This window comes from Kordiimonas lipolytica (assembly GCF_042651265.1).
In the GTDB taxonomy this organism is placed as follows: Bacteria; Pseudomonadota; Alphaproteobacteria; order Sphingomonadales; family Kordiimonadaceae; genus Kordiimonas; species Kordiimonas lipolytica.
Genome location: NZ_JBHSCR010000017.1, coordinates 88,909 through 108,484, shown reverse-complemented (window position 1 = coordinate 108,484; position 19,576 = coordinate 88,909). Strand labels below are relative to the sequence as shown.

The following is a 19,576-nucleotide window of genomic DNA, read 5'->3' as shown; positions in this document are numbered from 1 at the left end:
CTGCCTAAACAGGCATAAGGAAGGGCAGGCAACAAGGTCGCCTACCCCTTTGATTTTATCGGCTGTAGCCGCCTTCTGATTGCTCCGTCGCCTCGGCACGCAGGCGCGTGAGGGGTGCTGCGGGGTTGGTGTCGACATAATCATGCAGGACCGCCAGCGCTTCCTCTGCCGCATCTTTCGCGCCTCTCTTGCCGTCTGCCACGTCAGACGCGATGCCCAAAATCTGCATATAAAGCTCTGACGGTTCCCCCAGAAGCGTCAGAGCCACCACATCATTCTCAGTGAAAAGCGTGTCCCATTCGCCGCGGATTTCAGCCCAGAAATCCTGGGTGGCCTGCCAGTATTCCGTCCCCACTTCCGTCTTGAAGTCAGCAAAATGATCATAGGTGTTTACGCCGATTTCACGCACCAGTAGCCTCGGTGCATCGCCGGTGAGCACCAATTTGGAATTATCCTGTTCATGGACCCAGCCGTGCGGCGTGAGTGCATGGCGGTTGACGGCCTCGATCACATGATAGTCGTCGCGCTTGGTGGCATCCCGGCGCGGCAGGGGGCGCCAGCTTGGGGGCGATGTCCAGGCGGAGGTGCCGCCTGAATGGCCCCATGCAGCCACGGCAGCATAGCGCGGCGCATCATCCACCTGATAGACGGTTTGCGACCATTTGCCAGCGCGCTCCGCTTTTGTCAGGACTTGCTTTTGCCAGGTGTTGGCGCCCTTGAAGGCCATGATGGTGGCGGGCTCATACTGCCAGTCCTGGCGCCAGTGTTTGATGGGCATGAAGGGGACCTTTTCGCCGTCACCCACCACCAGAATATGCTGCAGGCTGATGAAGTCGCCACGGTCTTCGATCACGCGCACCATTTCATAGCCGCCGGTCTTGTAGCGTTCCTTCGGGGTGTAACCCTCCTTGAAGGACACAGTCTCCTGGAAATCGAACGTCACCTTATAGTCGCCAGCCATCGCAAGAATGGCGGCCCGGTCAGCTTTGAAGTCAGTCTCTACCGCCGCGGGCGTTTTTACTGGGGCCTTTGCGGTAATGGCTGGTTGGGTGTTTGCCGCGCAGGCCGACAGCAGCATCAGCCCGGCTGCCAGCATGGCTTGCCTGACCGGCCGCCAGCTCTGGATCGCTTTGTTGGTCATCTCTTGTTCCTCTTGCTTGATAAAATAATAATAATTCTGACTTGCATTATTAAAAAGCTTCACCTATGAGGCTATTAATGAAATTAAGAATCATTTGCAATAACTATTTACATGCCTCAGGCAAAACCGCTCGGGTCCCCACAGAACTCTGCAGAAAGCTCTCGAGAGAAATCTTCAGAGAGTTCTTCTGAGCAATCAGAAGAGCTCGCAGGAACTCAGGAGAGTTCAAGCGAATTGAGGGGGGCTTCGCAGGTGAGATGGCAGTCGCGGCGGCGCTGGCGGGCATATTTGATCAAGGGAAGCAAGACTATGTACCAGTTTGTGAAAGTGAAGGCCGGGCTTTGCGCCGGCGTTTCCATGTTCGCCACGCTGCCTGCAGTGGCAGAGACAGTGGCCGACATTACCGAAATTTCGGTAAGTGCCACCAAGAATGAGGTGGAAGCCTTCAGCGTGCCTGCGTCAGTCAGCGTGGTCACGCGCGAGGAAATGGATGATCTTCTGGCCGCCAGTGTGTCTGACCTGTTCGTTTCCGTCCCCGGCCTCAGCTTTGATGGCGGGCCCCGGCGCACAGGCGAAACGCCCACGATCCGCGGCGTCGCGGGTGAAGGTGTCGTTGTGCTGTTTGATGGCGTGCGACAAAGCTTCCTCTCTGGCCACGATGGGCGTTTCTTTATCGAACCCGACCTTCTGGGAGCGGCGGAGGTCGTGCGCGGCGGTGGGTCATCGCTTTATGGCTCCGGTGCCGTGGGCGGCGTGATCAGCATGCGCACGCTTGATGCTGCCGATCTTCTTTCGGACGGCGAGCGGGCTGGCTACCGGCTCAAAGCTGGCTTTCAGGTCGCGAGCAATGAGTGGATGACCGGCGCCACGGTATTTGGCCAGTCTGCGGATGGCCGCCTTGACGGGATCGCCAGCCTGACCTTCCGCCAGTCCGGAGACATTGGGCTTGGCGACGGCACCACGCTCTCTGCCGACGATGAGATCGGCTCAGGCCTTGTGAAAGCCAGCTACCAGGCAACGGATGCCTTGCGCCTGAGCGCCAGTTGGATGGGATACCGTAATGACGCCATCGAACCCAACAATGGCCAGGGCAATAATGAAGGTGACTTGATGGCCAAGCGTGTTGTCAGCGACACTTTCCGTCTGGGCACGCACTTCAACCCCGAAAGCCAGCTTATAGACCTGCAGGCTGTGGCCTATATCAACAAGGCGCGGGTGGATGAAGATGACCTGGATACGGACCGCATCATCGGCCGTGATGTGGAAACCAAGGGTTTTACCCTTGATAACCGCAGCCGCTTCGCGCTTGGGCGAAAAGCGAATGTCACCTTCACCTACGGCGCGGAATATTACCGCGACGAACAGGTGGGCAGCGACAACATGACAGCTGACGGCACCCGGGGCGGCGTGCCGGACGCGGTGGCCAACACCACCGGCCTGTTTTCGCAAGTCGAACTGTCGCTCGATACGCCGGTGGGGGCATTCTATGTGGTGCCCGGCGTGCGCTATGACAGCTTCAAGAACAAGGCCTTGGGTGAGACGCTGGAGACAGATGAAAGCGCCACGTCGCCCAAGTTTGCCGCCACGTGGGAGCCGATAGAAAACCTGATGCTGTTCGCCAGCTACGGCGAGGCGTTCCGCGCCCCATCCTTCAATGAGATCTTCGCGGACGATGTGCATTTCACCATCCCGCTTGGCCCCACGCTTCAGGCACCCAACTTCTTCATACCCAACACGGACCTGAGGCCTGAGCGGTCAAAGACATGGGAGTTTGGCGCGGGTGTGGACTTCGCTGATCTCTTCACAGGTGGGGACCGCCTCACCATGAAGGGGTCCTACTTCACGTCTGATGTCACGGACCTGATCGACCTTGAAGTGAATTTCGAATTTTCCATGGCCTGCTTCGTGCCCGGGTTTCCCGGCACCTGCAACGCGGGCACCAGCCGCAATGTCAACACGGGCCGCGCCACCATGGACGGGTTTGAGCTTGAAGCGGTTTATTCGAGCCCACGCGTGCGCTTGGCGGCGTCCTATTCCAGCGTAAATGGCCGGGACAAGGATACGGGCGACTATGTCGGTATCCTTTCGCCAAACCGCCTGTTCACGTCTGCCGAACTGAAGCTGCCGGAAATTGACGCCAAGCTGGGCACGCGGGTCACGCTCGCGGGCCGGTTTGACAAGGTGGATGACGTGGCTGAAGAACGCCCGGCTTACGAAACGGTGGATGTGTTCCTGGTGTGGCAGCCGCAGGGTGGCCTTGACGGCCTGCGTATCGACCTTGGGGTTGATAATCTCTTTGATACAGCAGCCGAGCGCGTGTTCGCAGGTGTCGTGGACGCGGGCCGGAATGCGAAGGTCCGTGTTGGCTGGACCGGAAAATTTTAAGGCATGAGGGCTAGAGACATGTGGAATAGCGCTGAAGGATATGGCTGGCTTGCCAAAGGGCTGCACTGGTTAGTGGCTTTGCTGATGGTCGGGCTGTCGGTTTTGGGTTTCATCTTCGCGGATATGCCGCGCGGGGATGAGAAAACAGAGCTTCTCATCCTTCATGCCTCCTTCGGGCTTTTGCTGCTTGCGGTCATGGTGGTTCGGCTGGGTGTGCGCCTTAGAAGTGCGCGCCCGGCGCCGCTTCAACCGGATGCCAAACGTATGAATGCGCTGGCGCACAGTGTGCACCTGGCGCTGTATCTTGGCGTGTTCCTGGTTATCGCCGCTGGCATGCTGACGCTGATGACCGTTGGCTGGGATGTGCCCTTCTTCAGCTTGTTCGCGGTGCCGACACCGTTCGAGCGGGATATGGACCTGCACCATCTGTTCGAGGAAATCCACATCTATGGCTGGTGGGCGCTGGCGGGGTTTGCAGGGCTGCATCTTGTCGGCGCGCTTTATCACGCCTTTGTTCTGAAGGACGGCACGTTCAGCCGCATGGGGCGCGAAAAGACGGCGGCTGACTAACCAGCTGTCTTCTTTCGGGGCAGCCCTTTGATGGCCGGGTTGCTACCAATTTCAAATCCAAGCTCCCGCACATGTTGCGGGGCTTCCGGCAGGCAGGTGGCCAGGCGAAAGGCCGCATACAGTTGCACCGGGTTGGCTGAATGATCGGCCACTGCTTCAAGAAGCGCGAAATATTCCTTGCCGTAGCTTTTGAAGACTTCCCGAAGCCGCATCGGCATGTCGCGCCACAATTGGTTTTCCAGATTGTGGTGGGACGCGAGCAGCGCGTTCAGGCGCTCAAGCTTTGCGGGCGTTGCGGATGCGAAAGCACCCCTCAGGGCTGAGGCGTAGCTGGCGGCATAGTCAAAACTGGCCTGCGGGCTTAGGGGCTCGGGCGCATCGCCTTCTTCCTCAACCGGGGTCAGCCATCGGCCATTCTGGATCGCGGCGATGATCGGCGCAGATTGCTTGCGGTCCCACAGCCAGAAAACCAGATAGCCAAGCGCAAAGGCTATGGCTCCAAAAGCGACGTAATAGATCAGCTCACCCAAAGCGGTACCCTAGTCTTCAATGCCGACAAGGGCGCGGGCGAACTCGCGCGCGTCGAAAGGCTGCAGGTCCTCGATCGCTTCACCAACACCAATGGCATGCACGGGCAGGCCGAACTTTTCGGCGCAGGCCACCAGCACCCCGCCGCGGGCGGACCCGTCCAGCTTGGTCATGATGATGCCGGTGATGTTCGCAAGCTTCTGAAACACTTCCACCTGATGAACCGCGTTCTGGCCGGTGGTGGCATCCAGCACGATCACCGTGTCATGCGGCGCGCCCTCAACCTTCTTGCCGATCACGCGTACGACTTTCGCCAGTTCCGCCATCAGTTCCTCACGGTTCTGCAGGCGGCCAGCGGTGTCGATCAGCAGCACGTCAGTGCCTTCATTTTGCGCGCGCTCAACGGCTTCGAACGCCAGCGCAGCGGCGTCCGCGCCAATCTCTTTCGTGACAACGGGCACACCGTTCCTGTCGCCCCACACCTGAAGCTGTTCGACCGCTGCGGCGCGGAACGTATCCCCCGCCGCCAGCATCACGCTCTTGCCTTCCTCACGGAATTTCTTCGCGAGCTTGCCGATGGTGGTGGTTTTGCCCGCGCCGTTCACACCCGCCATCAGGATAATGTGCGGTTTGTGGCCTTTGTTCACATCAAGCGGCTTGGCGACGGGGGTGAGGATTTTCTCAACCTCTGCGGCCAGAACGTCCTTCACCTCGTCGCCGGTGATTTCCTTGTCGAACCGGTCTTTCGCCAGCGTGCCGGTGAGCTTGGATGCAACAGAGACACCAAGGTCGGACGTGATCAGAAGGTCTTCAAGTTCCTCTAATGTGTCATCATCCAGCTTGCCCTTGGTGAAGATATCCGCAATGCCGCCAGAGATGGCGCTGGTGGATTTCCTGAGGCCGTCTTTCAGGCGCTGGAACCAGCTTTTCTTTTCAGCGGGTTTTTCTTCAGCGACCGGTTCAGCGACAGGCTCGGGCTCAGGTTCCGGCGCGGGCTCAGGCGTAGACTCAAGTTCTGCTAAAGGCTCAGCAACAACTGGCGTGGGCACCACTTCTGCGGCTTCTGCGACCTGCTCTTCAACCTTGGCTTCCGGCTTGGCTTCCGGCTGCGCTTCCGTTTCGGATTTCTTACCAGTCAGGCGCTGGAACCAGCTTCTTTTCTCGCTCACGCCCAGGGGCTCCTTTTTTTATCTTGCTTCCGCTCCGATGGGCTTCGCCCATTCTCACATGAAGCGCACTCAAGGCTGCTATTTGTTCGTTGGCTATATCTTGATGCCAGACATGGCGTGCTCGGAGCTCGCCGTCAAGCGTACAGGTACAATATCGCCGGGTTCCGCGGCGCCCTCAACGATCACCGGGATGAATTGTTCGCTGTGGCCGATGGCGTTTCCGTCCGGGTCGATGCGTTCCACCAGCACATTGGCGGCTGTGCCCTCAGCGCGCTTGAACAGGTCTGCGACCCGCGCATCCCCAGCGGCGCGCAGGCGGGCGGCGCGTTCCTTGCGCACCTGCTTCGGCACGCGGTTCGGAATTTTTGCGGCGGGTGTGCCTTCGCGTTCTGAGTATGGGAACACATGCAGCCACGTCAGGTCACATTCCTCGACGAGTTTGAGGCTGTTCTGGAACATCTCCTCAGACTCCGTCGGGAAACCGGCGATGATGTCAGCGCCGAAGACCATGTCTGGGCGCTCGGCCCGTACGCGGTTTGTGAACTCAATGGCGTCGCCGCGCAGGTGGCGGCGCTTCATGCGCTTCAAAATCATGTCGTCGCCTGCCTGCAAGCTCAGGTGCAGGTGCGGCATCACGCGCGGCTCATGGATGATGGCGTCATAAAGCGGTTCGTCCACCTCGATACTGTCGATGGATGAAATCCGAAGGCGCGGCAGGTCCGGCACCAGCTTGATGATCTTTTGCACCAGCGTGCCAAGCGTCGGCGCGCCCGGCAGGTCTTCACCAAAGCTGGTGATATCCACGCCGGTCAGTACCACTTCCTTGAAGCCGCTGTCCACCAGGCGCTTGATCTGGTCCACCACCTCGCCCACACCGGTTGATCGGCTGTTGCCGCGGCCGTATGGGATGATGCAGAAAGTGCAGCGGTGGTTGCAGCCGTTCTGGATTTGAACAAACGCGCGGGCGCGTTCGCCGAAACCGTCGATCAGGTGGCCCGCGGTTTCCTTGACGGAAAAGATATCATTCACCTGCACGCGCGGCGCGTTCGACAGGTCCAGTCCCGCACGGCCAAGCCCGACGAAGCTTTTGGCCTCCAGCTTTTCCTGGTTGCCAAGAACGGTGGCGACCTCATCCATTTTGGAAAATTGTGTCGGGTCGATCTGGGCCGCGCAGCCGGTGACAATGATTGGCGTATCAGGGCGCTCGCGCTTCATGCGGCGAATGGATTGGCGTGCCTGGCGCGTGGCCTCGGCGGTCACAGCGCAGGTGTTGACGATGATCACATCCTCAAGGCCCGCGTCTTCCGCGTGGCGGCGCATCACTTCGCTCTCATAGGCATTGAGGCGGCAGCCGAAGGTAACGATTTCCGGCTCTTTTTTCACGTCACTGCTCACAGCGCGACCTCACCTTTGAAGGCAAGCGTCGCCGCACCAGTCATCTGCACTGTGCCATCCTGAAGCCATTCAATTTCAAGCGGGCCACCGTCCAGCATCACAGTGGCCTTGCGGTCCACAAGGCCAAGGCGGCTGGCGGCCACCAGGGATGCACAGGCAGCAGTGCCGCAGGCGTCAGTGATGCCCGCGCCGCGTTCCCACACGCGCAGGCGGATGGTGTCGCCTTTTACCGTGCCAACGGAGGCATTCACACGTTCCGGGAACAGGGCGTTCTTTTCCACCTGCGGGCCCCAATAGGCCAGATCAACTGCATCAGCGTCTTCCACAAAGAAGACAGCATGCGGGTTGCCCATATTCACACAGGTGGGCGAAAAAAGCGGGCCCATGGCGAAATCCACCTTCATGGTATCGGTTTCGCGGGCGAGGGGAATTTCGTTCCAAAGAAGGCGGGCTGGGCCCATGTTGACGCTGATGCCAGCGTCTGCGCGCTCGGCCGACAAAAGCCCGGCATCGGTCTCAATCGAGATTTTATCTTTGCCGGTCTCGTCCAGCACCAGTTGGCCCACGCAGCGGGTCGCGTTGCCACAGGCGCCCACGCGGCCGCCATCGGCATTCCGGATTTCCATGAAGATGTCTGCTTTGCCTGATGTGCGCAGGATGATCAGCTGGTCACAACCGATGCCGCGCCTGCGGTTGGAAAGCGCGCGCACCTCATCGTCCGCCAGCGCGAAGTCGTCTTCGCGGGCGTCGAAAATGATGAAATCATTGCCCAGTCCATGCATCTTCAGGAACGGGCGCATATGCTGGCCTTTTTCCATGAGGCAGCTTATATGGGGTCTGGGGGCGCAGAGTCTATGGATTTCTGCGCGCTACACATAGAATCTGGGGGCTTGGGGCTGCTTTCGTGCCAGGACACAAGAAAATCATCATCCATGCGGGGTTTCACCGCTGTGCGTCGACCGCCGTGCAGGACATGTTGCGGGATTACCGGGCGCCCATAGAGGCTTTGGGAACCACTGTGTTGCTGCGCGAAGACCTGGAAGGCTGGCTTTCGGGCCGCCAGCTCAGACTTCTGTACCGGTACGAGCGCGGGTCGCTGGTGTCCGCATTTCGGTTGAAGTTAGCTGTGCGCATGCTGGCGCGCATCCCAGCCGACCGGGTGGTGATCAGCGAAGAGCTGTTGCTGGGCCTGATGCCCGGCGTGCGTGACGCCGGCTTTTACCCCCACTTTGGCAATTTCCTGACGGCCGTGAAAGCGCTCGCCAAATCCTTTGATGTTGAGCTCAGGTTCATCGCCCGGCGGCAGGACCGCTTCCTTGAATCCGCCTATGCCTTTCGCGTGCCGCGCGGCTTGCGCGCATCCTTTCCAGACTATGTCGCCTCTATCGGGCTTGAAAATGTTTCGTGGCTGGGGCTTTTGCAGCAGGTGGAAGAAGCTGGCCTGCAAGGCTGCTGCCGTTTTGGGGTGCTTGAAAGCGCGCCTGCAGCGGCGCGCGGCCGGTGGGCCATGGACTTCCTGGGGCTGGGTGATGTGGCAATAGGCGAAGAGGTCAGGCTGAGCGGTAACCGCCGCCGGTCAGAGACGGAACTGCTGGAGATGCTGGGCCCACAAAAGCAGGTAGGCTTCACGGATGAAGAGCGCGCGGCTTTCCTGGCGCAGCATGCCGCGGATAACACCGCCTTTCTGGCACACCCGATGGTGGACGCGCCAGCAGACGTTTGGAACCACTAGCCAAAGATCATGGGCAGCAGGCTGTAGCACAGCGCCGCCACAACAAAAGTTCCGATCACATTCAGCCAAAGTCCGGCGCGCATCATGTCCGGCACATGCAATTGCCCGGTTGAAAAGACAACCGCATTCGGGCCGGTGGCAACCGGCAGCATGAAAGCGCAGCTGGCGGCCATGGCTGTTGGGGCGGCAAGCATGATGGGGTCGATATCCGCGCTGGTCGCGAGGGCGCCAAGAACCGGCACAAGCGCCGCCGTGGTGGCTGTGTTGCTGGTCAGTTCCGTCAGGAAAATCACCATACCTACAATCACCAGCATGATGACAAACAGATGGGCGCCCGACAGGCCAGCCATATGGTTGCCAAGCCACACGGCAAGACCGGTAGCCTGAATGGCAGCAGCGAGGCTAAGGCCGCCGCCGAACAGCAGGATCACGCCCCACGGAAGTTCAACAGCGCTTTCCCAGCTGAGGAGCGCCTTGTGTTTGTTGACCGCGCCGCCGCCTGCGGGGATCACGAACATGGCAAGGCCTGCCGCCACGGCGATATGCATGTCTGAGAGGCGGGCGACGAATGGCAGAAGGCTCGTCAGCCATTCCAGGTCCACCAGGACCTGGCGGAAGCTCCACAGCAGCGCCATGCAGGTCATTACAACAGCCACGCGCTTTTCAGGCGTGGTGATTTTGCCCATAGCTTCAAGTTCGCTTTGCACCACTTCGCTGCCGCCACGCGCCAGATGGGCTTCGAACGGAAAGCAGATTTTGGTCAGCACCAGCCACGCCAGGGGCACCATCACAAGCACCACCGGTACGGCGAACATCATCCATTCAATGAACAGGATTTCGCGGCCGGTGGTGAGCTGGATGAAGTCTTTCACAAACAGGTTTGGCGGCGTGCCGATATAGGTGCCAAGCCCGCCGATGGAAGCCGACCAGGCGCAGCCGATAAGAAGCGCGATGGTGAAGCGGTGACCGGTGGCTTTTTCCTTCAGGATGGTTTGCGCCACCGTCAGCGCGATGGGCACGATCATCAGCGTGGTGGCTGTGTTGGATATCCACATGGAGAGGAGCGCCGAAGCCGCCATGAAGCCCGCAATCAGGGCCGCCGGATGGTCACCCACGCGGGCGAGGATATTCAGCGCGATACGCCTGTGCAGGTCCCATTTCTGCATGCCCATGGCGGCCAGGAAGCCACCCAGAAGCAGGAAAATAACAGGCCTGGCGTATGGCAGCGACGCTTCGCTGGAGCTTGCGGCGCCCAGTAGCGGCAGCATGACAAGTGGTAACAGGCTGGTGGCTGGCACCGGAATGGCTTCGGTGGCCCACCATGTGGCCATCAGCATGGCAAGCGCAACGACAGACCAGGCATCCTGCGAAAGGGCCGAAGGGGGGGCGCTGAAGAGCACCGCAAAGAACAGCAACGGCCCAAGGAACAGACCGATGGTCTGATAGGTCGCCCTTGTCTCTGTGTTGGTGTGAATCTCGCCCTGCTGGTTGGCCATGCCGTTTCCTCCCTTGTCCCTTGCCTATCTCCATATCGGCAACCGCGATTGCTGTGAAGGCCTTAATGTCTTTTCAATGCTGGCGGGCAGAGAAAGAACCGGCTTGAGACTTTTCAGGATTGGGCTATTCTGCCGACACAAAACAACAGGGAGGATAGGATGTCTGTCAAAAAACTATTAGGCGGCATAGCCGTAGTTGCCGTGCTTGCCGGGAGTGTTTACGTCTCCAAACTTGTCTGGTTCAAACCGTTCAGTTTCGACGATTTCCAGACCCGCGTGATTGTCAAGGAAGGGCTCGACAGCCCTCAGACCATGAGCTCGCTTCGTATGCTGGAGCCATGGGGCATCACCGGCCACAATGCCGAACTGGATGATCTGTCGCTGGCGCACGATGAAGTGCAGCGCGCTCGGACCCAGGAAAACTATGAAATCCTGATGTCTTATGAGGACGAGGGCCTGGACGCCGAGCAACGCTTCAACAAGAAGCTGATGGCCTATAGCCTGAAGGAAGACCTCGAGCATCCGGAATATGATTATTACAATTATCCGCTGACCCAGCTCTATGGCTGGCACAATAATTTCCCCGCTTTCATGACCGGGACGCACTCGATTCAGGATCTGGATGAGGCTGAATATTATGTGGCGCGCCTGCATGCTGCCCGCACCCAGTTCGACCAGTTTATGGAGCAACTGAAGAAGCGCGAGGAAATCGGCATTATTCCGCCAACCTTCATTCTTGAAAAAGTCGAAGCGCAGCTGAAACCGTTCGTCAAAGACGATCCGAAAGAAAACGCCTTCTATGCGGGCGTGAAAGACAAGATCGAAGGCCTTGAAGACGCATCCGACGCTGATAAAGCCCGCATTCTGGGTGAGATCGAAGCGGCGATTACTGATGTCATCAACCCGATCTGGGGTGAGTTGCAGCAGTATGTGGCGACGCTGAAAGCCAAGTCAAACAACGATGCCGGTGCCTGGAAATTCCCGGACGGCGAGCGTTTCTACAAAACGCGTCTTGAGCATTTCACCACTACGGATATGACGGCCGAAGAAATTCACCAGCTTGGCCTCAGCGAAGTGGCGCGCCTGCAGGGCCAGATGCTCGGGATATTTGCTGAGATGGGCTATGACACATCGATCCCATTCGCTGAGCTGATTGAAGCCTACGCAGACGAACCACGTCACTATTATCCTGACACAGCTGAGGGACGCGAACAAATTCTGGCGGACTATACAGCCATGATCGAGGAAATTGACGCAGGTATCGCGGACCAGTTCAACATGAAGCCAAAGGCGCCTGTTGAGGTTGTGCGGGTGCCTGAATTCATGGAGCAGGGCGCACCCGGTGGTTACTATAACCAGCCTGCCATGGACGGCAGCCGTCCTGGCCAGTTCTATGCCAATCTTTATGACATTAAAGGCACGCCGAAGTATGGCATGCGCGCGCTGACCTACCATGAAGCTGTGCCGGGCCACCATTATCAGATCGCCCTGCAGATGGAGCAGGAAGACCTGCCGATGTTCCGTCAGTTCAGTCACTATGGTGCCTATGTGGAAGGCTGGGCGCTTTATGCAGAGCGTGTGGGCTGGGAGCTTGGCTTCATGAAAACCAACGACGACAAGATCGGCGCGCTTCAGTCTGAACTGTTCCGGGCTGTGCGTTTGGTGGTTGACACCGGCATTCATGCCAAGAAATGGACCCGCGAGCAGGCGATTGATTATATGGCCTCCAATACCGGCATGGCCATGAGCGATGTGGTCACCGAGATTGAGCGCTACATTGTATGGCCAGGTCAGGCGACGGGCTACAAGATTGGCCAGTTGACCATGCTGCGGCTTCGCGACAAGGCGCGTGACGCCCTTGGCGACAAGTTTGACATCAAGGCATTCCATGATCTGGTGCTGAAGGGCGGGGCTGTGCCGCTGACGATCCTGGAAGAACAGGTGGACGCCTTTATCGAAGCCAATTCCTAAGGCTTCGGCAACAAAAGCAGATTTTAAAGGGCAGGTTTACCTGCCCTTTATTTTTTCGGAGATATAGTGCAGGCTTCAGTCGCGATCTGGGGGATGGCCTGTTTTGGGAGAGACAGGTTCTGCTGAAGGGAAGAGGATGCGCCGCAGGTGGCATCATTGGTGAGCGAAAATATCAGCCGAAAATCCAGCCGTGCACTTAAAGTGCGCCAGGCGCTGGACGGTCTTTATCTGGGCCAACTGCCTACCATCCTGCTGGTGATGTCCTGCTATTATGTTTTTACCGGCATTTCCCATCTTATCGTTCTGCCTGCCGAAATCCGCTATGTGCTTGCACTTCTTTCATTTTCGGCGTCGGCCATTGGTATGGCCACATGGTGGCTGCTGAAGCTTAAGAAGATACCGGCGCGCCTCAGTCATGTTGCCTTCCTGCCGTCTGCCTTTTCGGTCATTATACTGGTCTTCGTGCATGTGGAGATGACAGGCGATCTGCTGCAGTTGACGAACTTCATGCTTGTCCTGCTCGCATTTGGTTTCATCACCCTTCTGCCGATCCTTTACATCGGCTTGGTCGCTTTATGTTCCGTCACGTTCGTCAGTTGCCTCATAGGAATCGGTGGGCCTTTGACGATGCATATTGCCTTCATGGGGGTCGCCAGTATCGTCCTGAGTGGGCTGTGTTTCTTTCAGCGCTACCGCACGCTCAGCAACGTTGAGCGACTGTTGATATCCAACCGGTCCAAATCCCAGGCGTTGGCCGCCCGGGCACGCGAGGCACGTGACCTTTTGAAGGAAGCGGAAAAAGCAGCACTGGAGGCACAGCGTGCCAATGAAGCAAAGGGTGTTTTCCTTGCCAATACCAGTCATGAACTGAGAACCCCGTTGACGGGTGTGCTTGGCATGATGCGCCTTCTGGGGGATACCCGGCTGACGGACGAGCAACAGGAATTCCTTAAGGCTGCGCAATTCAGCGCGAACACACTGTTGACGTTGATCAACGATATTTTGGACCTGGCCCGCATGGAAGAGGGCAAGCTGGACCTCATGGGGGAAGCCTTCAGGGCAGATGAGGTCGCCCGGCAGATTGTTGATCTGCTGACGCCCACTGCGACTGAAAAAGGGCTGGAGCTGAAGTTCCATGAAGGCGCTGAGCCTTTCCCGGAAACGCTGGGGGACAGTGTCCGTGTTGGGCAGATACTGTTCAACCTGGTTGGTAATGCCATCAAGTTTACAGACAAGGGTAAGGTGGATGTCAGTGTGCGTCTGGGCCCAGAGGGGGCTGGGCGGCGACATATGATATTTGAGGTGCAGGACACCGGCATCGGATTTTCGAATGAGGAACTGGAGAGGCTTTTCTCGCGGTTTGAGCAAGCCGATGGGTCGGCGATAAAGAAGCAGGGCGGTGCGGGGCTTGGACTGGCTATTTGCCGCGAGCTCGCCGCTCTGATGGGCGGGCGTCTGTATGCCGAAGCGGCGGAAGGAAAAGGTGCGCGCTTTGTCTTTGAGGTGCAGATGCCGCTGGCGTTCGAGGGCGCAGGGCAAGATGCCTTTGATGCTGGCGCAGACTTGGCGGTTAATGTAGTACCGGAAGGGCTGTCTGTGCTGGTGGCGGAAGACAACAACATCAACCGGATGTTGATTGAGAAACTCCTGGGACGATTGAACTGGAATTTGTCGTTTGCGGAGGACGGCAACCAGGCGCTGGAAGCGGCGCTTGGGAGTGATTTCGATCTGATCCTGATGGATGTCCGCATGCCGGGCATGGACGGGGTCGAGGCAACGAAGGCCATCCGGAAATCAGGCGGGCAGCGCTCTCAGGTGCCGATCATTGCGCTAACAGCCAACACGATGGCAGAAGATATTGCGGCCTATCATGAGGCTGGGATGGATGCAGTGGTTGGGAAACCGATCCAGATAGATCAACTCAGGCAGGCTGTGCAGGCTGTGCTTTCTGAGCGGCAGAACAGGGAGCAGGTGGGCGCGTGACCGAGTTGGCCACAGATAAGCATGATGTCGGGCCCCCTGAAGATGGCCGCACGGCGGTGCCTGACTTATTGGCTGTTGAGTTGAACAAGATTTCTCAGCGCTACCTGAGCGCCATGGCCATGATACTTGCTGTTTTCTATAGCATCAGGGGCGCTGCTTTCCTCGTCACCTCCAAAGAGGTGGATCCGGTGGCCCTTGCTGTTCCCGCCTTTGCTGCAGCACTCTATGGCTTGGTGGTTTCCCGGCAGGCCAAGAAGCTGGTGTTGTCGCGACCGGTGGTAGAGGTACACTTCTTCATTATCTGCCTGATTCTGATCTTCAATACCGGGTGGGCCTATATCCAGGGCTTCAACAGTGAAATCACGCCAAACATGTCGTTCGTGTTGATGGCGGTTGGCCTTGGAACCATCTCGCTATGGAACTGGCTCGCACAAGGGACTTTGGTGGTTCTGGCCTACGTTGCTGTGCTGGCGACGATTGGGCCGCCTGATGGCAAGCCCTTTTTCTTTTATCTACTCACTGGATCAGCGCTTTCCCTGCTGGCGTTCAAGGCCCGGCTGTCGGTCATTCAGGACCGGATGGAATTGGAGGTCGAGTTGATCGACAAAGCCCAGAAGCTTGAAGCCGCGCACAAGGCCAAGGACCGCTTCATGGCCAATATGACGCACGATCTTCGCACACCGATGACCGGCGTATTGGGCATGATGGACCTGCTGCGGGATACCAGGCTGACAAAAGAGCAGACCCGCCTTCTGGATACCGCGAAAACAAGCGCTGGGTATCTCTTGTCCATCATCAATGACATCCTGGATTTTTCGAAGCTTGAGTCCGGCAAGTTTGAGCTGAAGCCTGCCCCGATGGACGCTGTGGCCCTCACCCGTGATGTTATTGAGATGCTCAGGGCGCAGGCGCAGGTGAAGAATATTTCCCTGACACTTGATTTGCCTGAGGAAGAACCGGTCGCCGTAAAAGGCGATGGCCTTCGCATCGGGCAAGTGCTTTTCAATCTTGTGGGCAATGCCATTAAATTTACCGAAAAGGGCGGTGTGACCGTAAGTTTGAAGCTGCATGATCATGCGAGCGGGCTGTCCGTTGAATGGATTGTTGCTGATACCGGCGCCGGTATCCCGCAGGACCGGATTGAGAAGCTGTTCGACCGATTCGAGCAGATGGACGCTTCCGCAACACGTCAGCAACAGCACGGTACGGGGCTTGGTCTTGCCATCATTCGTGAACTTCTGGCGCTGATGGGCGGATTTGTGGAAGTTGCAAGCGAGGTGGGTAAGGGTACTGAATTCAGTTTTACAGTGCCGCTTGAGCGAGTGAATGCGGATCAGCTGGCAACTGCACCGACTGTGTCAGAGCCGGAAGCCGTGTTGTCGTTGCCGCTCAGGATCCTTGTGGCCGAAGACAATATGGTGAACCAAACGCTGATCCAACGCCTGTTGACCAAACAGGGGTGGCAAGTGCAGATCGTGGAAAATGGCGAAGCGGCGGTTGCAGCGGTAACCAAGACAGACCAGCCCTATGATCTGGTGCTCATGGATGTCCAGATGCCGGTGATGGATGGCCTCAGCGCCACCCGTATCATCAAGGACAAGATGGTCAACCCACCGCCGGTGATTGCTCTGACGGCAAACACCATGAAAGAGGATGTCGAGCGGTATCTGGAAGCCGGAATGGACGCCCACGTGGGCAAGCCGATCAATATGGCTGACCTAACAAGTGCCATCGCTAGAGTGTTGACGACACGCGACAAAAAGGCAAGCGGAGAAAGTGCCTGACCCGGCTTGCCTATTTGCTCTGACTGTGGGTAAATGCTTGCATCGCAACATTGGGGTTGGGTTTCCGTGAGCAACAATATTCCGCCAGGTGGTATTGGGGTGGACCAACGCTATACGGCTGAACGTGTTCAGGCGGAGATGAATGGTGTTGCCCAGAATTATCTGAAAGTGGCCTCCATTGGCGTTGCGCTTTATTACCTGCTGCGCAGTGTGGCTTACTTGGTAAAGCTCCCGCCGGAAACAGCTCCTTATCTTGTCTCGGGCGCACTGGGCGCTGTGGCTGTCTGCACTGTTTTCTTCCTGTTGTGCCGTCGAGAGCATTTAAAGCCCCTGTATGTGGAGTCGATGACAATCTCGGTCGGTCTCCTGTTGGTGTTCAACATATTTTTCAATATGTATTTTACCGGAAACAAGAACCAACTTCTCAGCGCTGGGCTGGCAATCATTGTATTCGGTCTGATCACCGCTCAGTTGCGTGTTTGGATTGTGCTCGTAGGCGTTTGTGTTACCTGCTTTGTTATTTCTCTGTTTTATCTGCCAGATGTGGGCGTGGATGCCTTTGCCGTTCTGGGTGCCTGTACCATAATATCGGTTGGCGCCTTTCTTTCCCGGGCGCCGGCCATCCGGCATAGGGTGGAGCTGCAGCTCCAACTGGAAGACAAGGCCCAGTCACTTGAAGATGCAATCAAGGCGAAGGACCGCTTTCTGGCCAATATGACCCATGAGCTTAGAACGCCCCTGACTGGCGTGCTGGGCATGATGGACCTGTTGCGCGACACAAGGCTGACGAAAGAGCAGAAGCAGCTATTGAAAACGGCGAAAACAAGCGCCGGATATCTGCTGGCCATCATTAGCGATATTCTTGATTACTCAAAGCTTGAATCCGGCAAGTTCGAACTTGTTGTCGGCCCGATGGATGCCGTCGCCATGACCCGCGATATTGCGGGAATGCTGCGCGGGCAGGCCGAGGCAAAAGGCATATCGGTTACGGTGCATGTGCCCGAGCAGAAGGAGCTGTGGGTGGAAGCCGACAGCGTGCGGCTTGGCCAGGTTCTGTTCAATTTGCTGGGGAATGCCATCAAATTTACCGACAAGGGTGGCGCCGATATTTATCTCGAGATCAAGCAGGAAGCCGAAGCCGCGCGCCTGACCTGGCGTGTGTGCGATACCGGGTCGGGCATTCCCAAGGAACGCATTTCAAATCTGTTTGAACGTTTTGAACAACTGGGGGACGACAATACCCGCCGCCAGACGGGAACCGGGCTGGGGCTTGCCATCATCAAGGAGCTGATCGAGCTGATGGATGGCGATATCGACGTGAAAAGCGAGCTTGGTGCGGGGTCTGAGTTCCGTGTGACCGTAACCCTACCACGGGCGAAGAAGGTGCTGCGGGAAGCCTCTGTCCAGTCTGCCGGCGATGGTCTGGCCGCGTTGGGGCCGCTGAAGGTTTTGGTGGCAGAGGACAATCTGATCAACCAGCTTCTGGTCTGCAAACTTCTGGAGCAGCGTGGCTGGGACATAACGGTGGTGGAAAATGGCGAAGATGCGGTGGCTGCAGCGACAGAGACAGGGGGTGTTTTTGATCTGGTGCTGATGGATGTACGCATGCCGGTCATGGACGGGCCAACGGCCACCAGGCTCATCAAGGAAAAGATGAAAGCGCCGCCACCGGTGGTTGCCCTGACAGCCAACACGATGAAGGCGGACGTGGAAAGCTATCTCAAGGCCGGGATGGATGCCTGCGTGGGCAAGCCCATCATAATCGATGAACTGCTGGAAACCATTCAGGCGGTGTTGAAACCAGATGGCGCGAACGGCAGCCATTAGATGCCTGTTTTACTTGACTTAAAGCACCGTTCTTCATAAGAAAGGCGCGCTTCCCACAGGAAGAGACAAACCAGATGCGCCTACGAAGACCCGAGCTTTGGGGTGCCCACCAGTCAGCGAGTTTCGCCCACTGGTGCGATAGTCATTTGGCTAAGTCTTTGTTGGGAAAAGTGAATTATGAACCGTTGCAAAGGTGGTTTTGCATATGTTTGATAGCCTGTCTGACCGGCTGAGTGGTATTTTTGATGGCCTGAAGCGCCGTGGTGCGCTGAAGGAATCGGACGTCTCTGAGGCGCTCCGGGAAGTGCGTGTGGCACTTCTGGAGGCCGATGTTGCGCTGCCGGTCGTCAAGGATTTCGTCTCCCGCGTGAAAGAAAAGGCTATTGGCCAGCAGGTGCTGAAGTCGGTCACGCCAGGCCAGCAGGTTGTCAAGATCGTCAATGACGAACTGGTCGCCATGCTCGGCAGTGAGACTAGCGCGATCAACACGGCGGGTGTGCCGCCGGTGGCGATCCTGATGGTGGGCCTGCAGGGTTCCGGTAAAACCACGACGACCGCGAAGATCGCGAAGCGCCTGACGGAAAAAGAGAACAAGAAGGTTCTCATGGCGTCCCTCGACGTACGCCGCCCGGCCGCGCAAGAGCAGCTGAAGATTTTGGGCGAGCAGATCGGCGTCAAGACGCTGCCGATCATTGAGGGCCAGATGCCGGTGGATATCACCCGCCGCGCCATGGATGCCGCCAAGCTGCAGGGCTATGACGTTGTCATGCTCGATACTGCGGGCCGCCTGCATATCGACCAGAGCCTGATGGCTGAGGTTGTCGCCGTTCGCAACACAGCGATGCCGCTTGAAACGCTTCTGGTGGCAGACAGCCTGACGGGCCAGGACGCCGTCAATGTGGCGAAAGAATTTGATGCGCAGGTCGGGATTACCGGCGTGGCGCTCACGCGTATGGATGGTGACGGGCGTGGCGGTGCGGCGCTTTCCATGCGGGCTGTTACCGGCAAGCCGATCAAGCTTGCGGGTACCGGTGAAAAGATGGACGCGCTGGAGGATTTCCATCCCGAGCGTGTGGCAAGCCGGATCCTCGGCATGGGCGACGTTGTCAGCCTCGTGGAAAAGGCCGCCGAAACCATTGAAAAAGAAGACGCTGAAAAAATGGCCAAGAAAATGGCCAAAGGCGAATTCGACCTTGATGACCTGCGCACCCAGCTTCAGCAAATGGCGAAGATGGGCGGCATGAAAGGTGTGCTTGGCATGCTGCCCGGTATGGGCAAGCTGAAGGGCGCCATGAATGCAGGCATGGACGACAAGGTATTCAAGCGTCAGGAAGCGATCATTTCTTCCATGACGCAGAAGGAGCGCAAACAACCAAAAATGATCAACGCCAGCCGCAAGAAGCGGATCGCGGCGGGGTCAGGCACCAGCGTGCCAGAGGTTAACAAGCTCCTGAAAATGCATATGCAGATGGCCAAAATGATGAAGAAGATGTCCGCTATGGGCAAAAAGGGCCGGATGCCAATGATGCCAGGTGGAATGGGCGGCGGTATGCCCGGTGGCCTTCCACCAGGATTTGACAAACTGTTCTCTTAAA

The 19,576-nt window shown here is 57.8% G+C and carries 14 protein-coding genes; 8 read left to right on the top strand and 6 right to left on the bottom strand.

From position 1 onward, the window contains the following. Window positions 1–55 precede the first annotated feature (55 nt). A complete protein-coding gene (locus ACFO5Q_RS16235) occupies window positions 56–1,141 on the bottom strand; it encodes a DUF6607 family protein (protein WP_068146704.1) in 1,086 nt (361 codons plus the stop codon). A 309-nt stretch (window positions 1,142–1,450) separates the two neighbouring features. On the opposite strand from ACFO5Q_RS16235, the gene ACFO5Q_RS16230 reads away from it, so the two are divergent. Next, a complete protein-coding gene (locus tag ACFO5Q_RS16230; RefSeq protein ID WP_068146405.1) occupies window positions 1,451–3,526 on the top strand; it encodes a TonB-dependent receptor domain-containing protein in 2,076 nt (691 codons plus the stop codon). Between the two features lie 18 nt (window positions 3,527–3,544). Continuing rightward, window positions 3,545–4,096, top strand: a complete 552-nt coding sequence (locus ACFO5Q_RS16225; protein ID WP_068146401.1) for a cytochrome b — start codon at window positions 3,545–3,547, stop codon at window positions 4,094–4,096. On the opposite strand, the gene ACFO5Q_RS16220 is transcribed toward ACFO5Q_RS16225, so the two are convergent. From ACFO5Q_RS16220 to dapF, 4 genes are all read right to left on the bottom strand, one after another. Continuing rightward, window positions 4,093–4,626, bottom strand: a complete 534-nt coding sequence (locus ACFO5Q_RS16220) for a hypothetical protein (protein ID WP_068146398.1) — start codon at window positions 4,624–4,626, stop codon at window positions 4,093–4,095. The two genes, ACFO5Q_RS16225 and ACFO5Q_RS16220, sit on opposite strands and share 4 nt — an antisense overlap. Before the next feature lie 9 nt (window positions 4,627–4,635). Beyond that, window positions 4,636–5,793: a signal recognition particle-docking protein FtsY gene (gene ftsY / locus ACFO5Q_RS16215; protein ID WP_082719802.1), complete on the bottom strand. Its 1,158-nt coding sequence runs from the start codon at window positions 5,791–5,793 to the stop codon at window positions 4,636–4,638. A 93-nt stretch (window positions 5,794–5,886) separates the two neighbouring features. Further along, complete coding sequence (mtaB, locus tag ACFO5Q_RS16210; protein WP_082719801.1) at window positions 5,887–7,188, bottom strand: tRNA (N(6)-L-threonylcarbamoyladenosine(37)-C(2))-methylthiotransferase MtaB; 1,302 nt, start codon at window positions 7,186–7,188, stop codon at window positions 5,887–5,889. Continuing rightward, window positions 7,185–8,006, bottom strand: coding sequence for a diaminopimelate epimerase (gene dapF, locus ACFO5Q_RS16205; RefSeq protein ID WP_068146395.1), 822 nt, complete (start codon window positions 8,004–8,006; stop codon window positions 7,185–7,187). The genes mtaB and dapF overlap by 4 nt, the downstream gene beginning before the upstream one ends. A gap of 86 nt (window positions 8,007–8,092) precedes the next feature. Between dapF and ACFO5Q_RS16200 the strand changes: the two genes are divergently transcribed. Continuing rightward, window positions 8,093–8,920 carry a hypothetical protein gene (locus ACFO5Q_RS16200; RefSeq protein ID WP_068146392.1) on the top strand — a complete coding sequence of 276 codons (828 nt, stop codon included), beginning with the start codon at window positions 8,093–8,095 and terminating at the stop codon, window positions 8,918–8,920. Here ACFO5Q_RS16200 and ACFO5Q_RS16195 read toward each other — a convergent pair. Then, a complete protein-coding gene (locus ACFO5Q_RS16195; protein ID WP_068146388.1) occupies window positions 8,917–10,416 on the bottom strand; it encodes an SLC13 family permease in 1,500 nt (499 codons plus the stop codon). The genes ACFO5Q_RS16200 and ACFO5Q_RS16195 overlap by 4 nt on opposite strands. A 159-nt stretch (window positions 10,417–10,575) precedes the next feature. On the opposite strand from ACFO5Q_RS16195, the gene ACFO5Q_RS16190 reads away from it, so the two are divergent. From ACFO5Q_RS16190 to ffh, 5 genes are all read left to right on the top strand, one after another. Further along, window positions 10,576–12,387 carry a DUF885 domain-containing protein gene (locus ACFO5Q_RS16190; RefSeq protein WP_068146383.1) on the top strand — a complete coding sequence of 604 codons (1,812 nt, stop codon included), beginning with the start codon at window positions 10,576–10,578 and terminating at the stop codon, window positions 12,385–12,387. Window positions 12,388–12,546: 159 nt separating this feature from the next. After that, a complete protein-coding gene (locus tag ACFO5Q_RS16185; RefSeq protein WP_068146380.1) occupies window positions 12,547–14,370 on the top strand; it encodes an ATP-binding protein in 1,824 nt (607 codons plus the stop codon). After that, a complete protein-coding gene (locus tag ACFO5Q_RS16180) occupies window positions 14,367–16,154 on the top strand; it encodes an ATP-binding protein (RefSeq protein ID WP_068146377.1) in 1,788 nt (595 codons plus the stop codon). The genes ACFO5Q_RS16185 and ACFO5Q_RS16180 overlap by 4 nt, the downstream gene beginning before the upstream one ends. 66 nt (window positions 16,155–16,220) lie before the next feature. Continuing rightward, window positions 16,221–17,981, top strand: a complete 1,761-nt coding sequence (locus ACFO5Q_RS16175) for an ATP-binding protein (RefSeq protein WP_068146373.1) — start codon at window positions 16,221–16,223, stop codon at window positions 17,979–17,981. A gap of 205 nt (window positions 17,982–18,186) precedes the next feature. Further along, the gene (gene ffh / locus ACFO5Q_RS16170; RefSeq protein WP_068146693.1) at window positions 18,187–19,575 is read left to right on the top strand and encodes a signal recognition particle protein; all 1,389 of its coding nucleotides are present in this window, start codon (window positions 18,187–18,189) and stop codon (window positions 19,573–19,575) included. The last annotated feature ends 1 nt before the right edge of the window (window position 19,576 follow it).

Coding starts and splice junctions, on each gene's coding strand:
- dapF (WP_068146395.1), bottom strand. CDS start 8,006: ATGGAAAAAGGCCAGCATATGCGCCCGTTCCTGAAGATGCATGGACTG.
- ACFO5Q_RS16190 (WP_068146383.1), top strand. CDS start 10,576: ATGTCTGTCAAAAAACTATTAGGCGGCATAGCCGTAGTTGCCGTGCTT.
- ACFO5Q_RS16195 (WP_068146388.1), bottom strand. CDS start 10,416: ATGGCCAACCAGCAGGGCGAGATTCACACCAACACAGAGACAAGGGCG.
- ACFO5Q_RS16225 (WP_068146401.1), top strand. CDS start 3,545: ATGTGGAATAGCGCTGAAGGATATGGCTGGCTTGCCAAAGGGCTGCAC.
- ACFO5Q_RS16230 (WP_068146405.1), top strand. CDS start 1,451: ATGTACCAGTTTGTGAAAGTGAAGGCCGGGCTTTGCGCCGGCGTTTCC.
- ACFO5Q_RS16235 (WP_068146704.1), bottom strand. CDS start 1,141: ATGACCAACAAAGCGATCCAGAGCTGGCGGCCGGTCAGGCAAGCCATG.
- ffh (WP_068146693.1), top strand. CDS start 18,187: ATGTTTGATAGCCTGTCTGACCGGCTGAGTGGTATTTTTGATGGCCTG.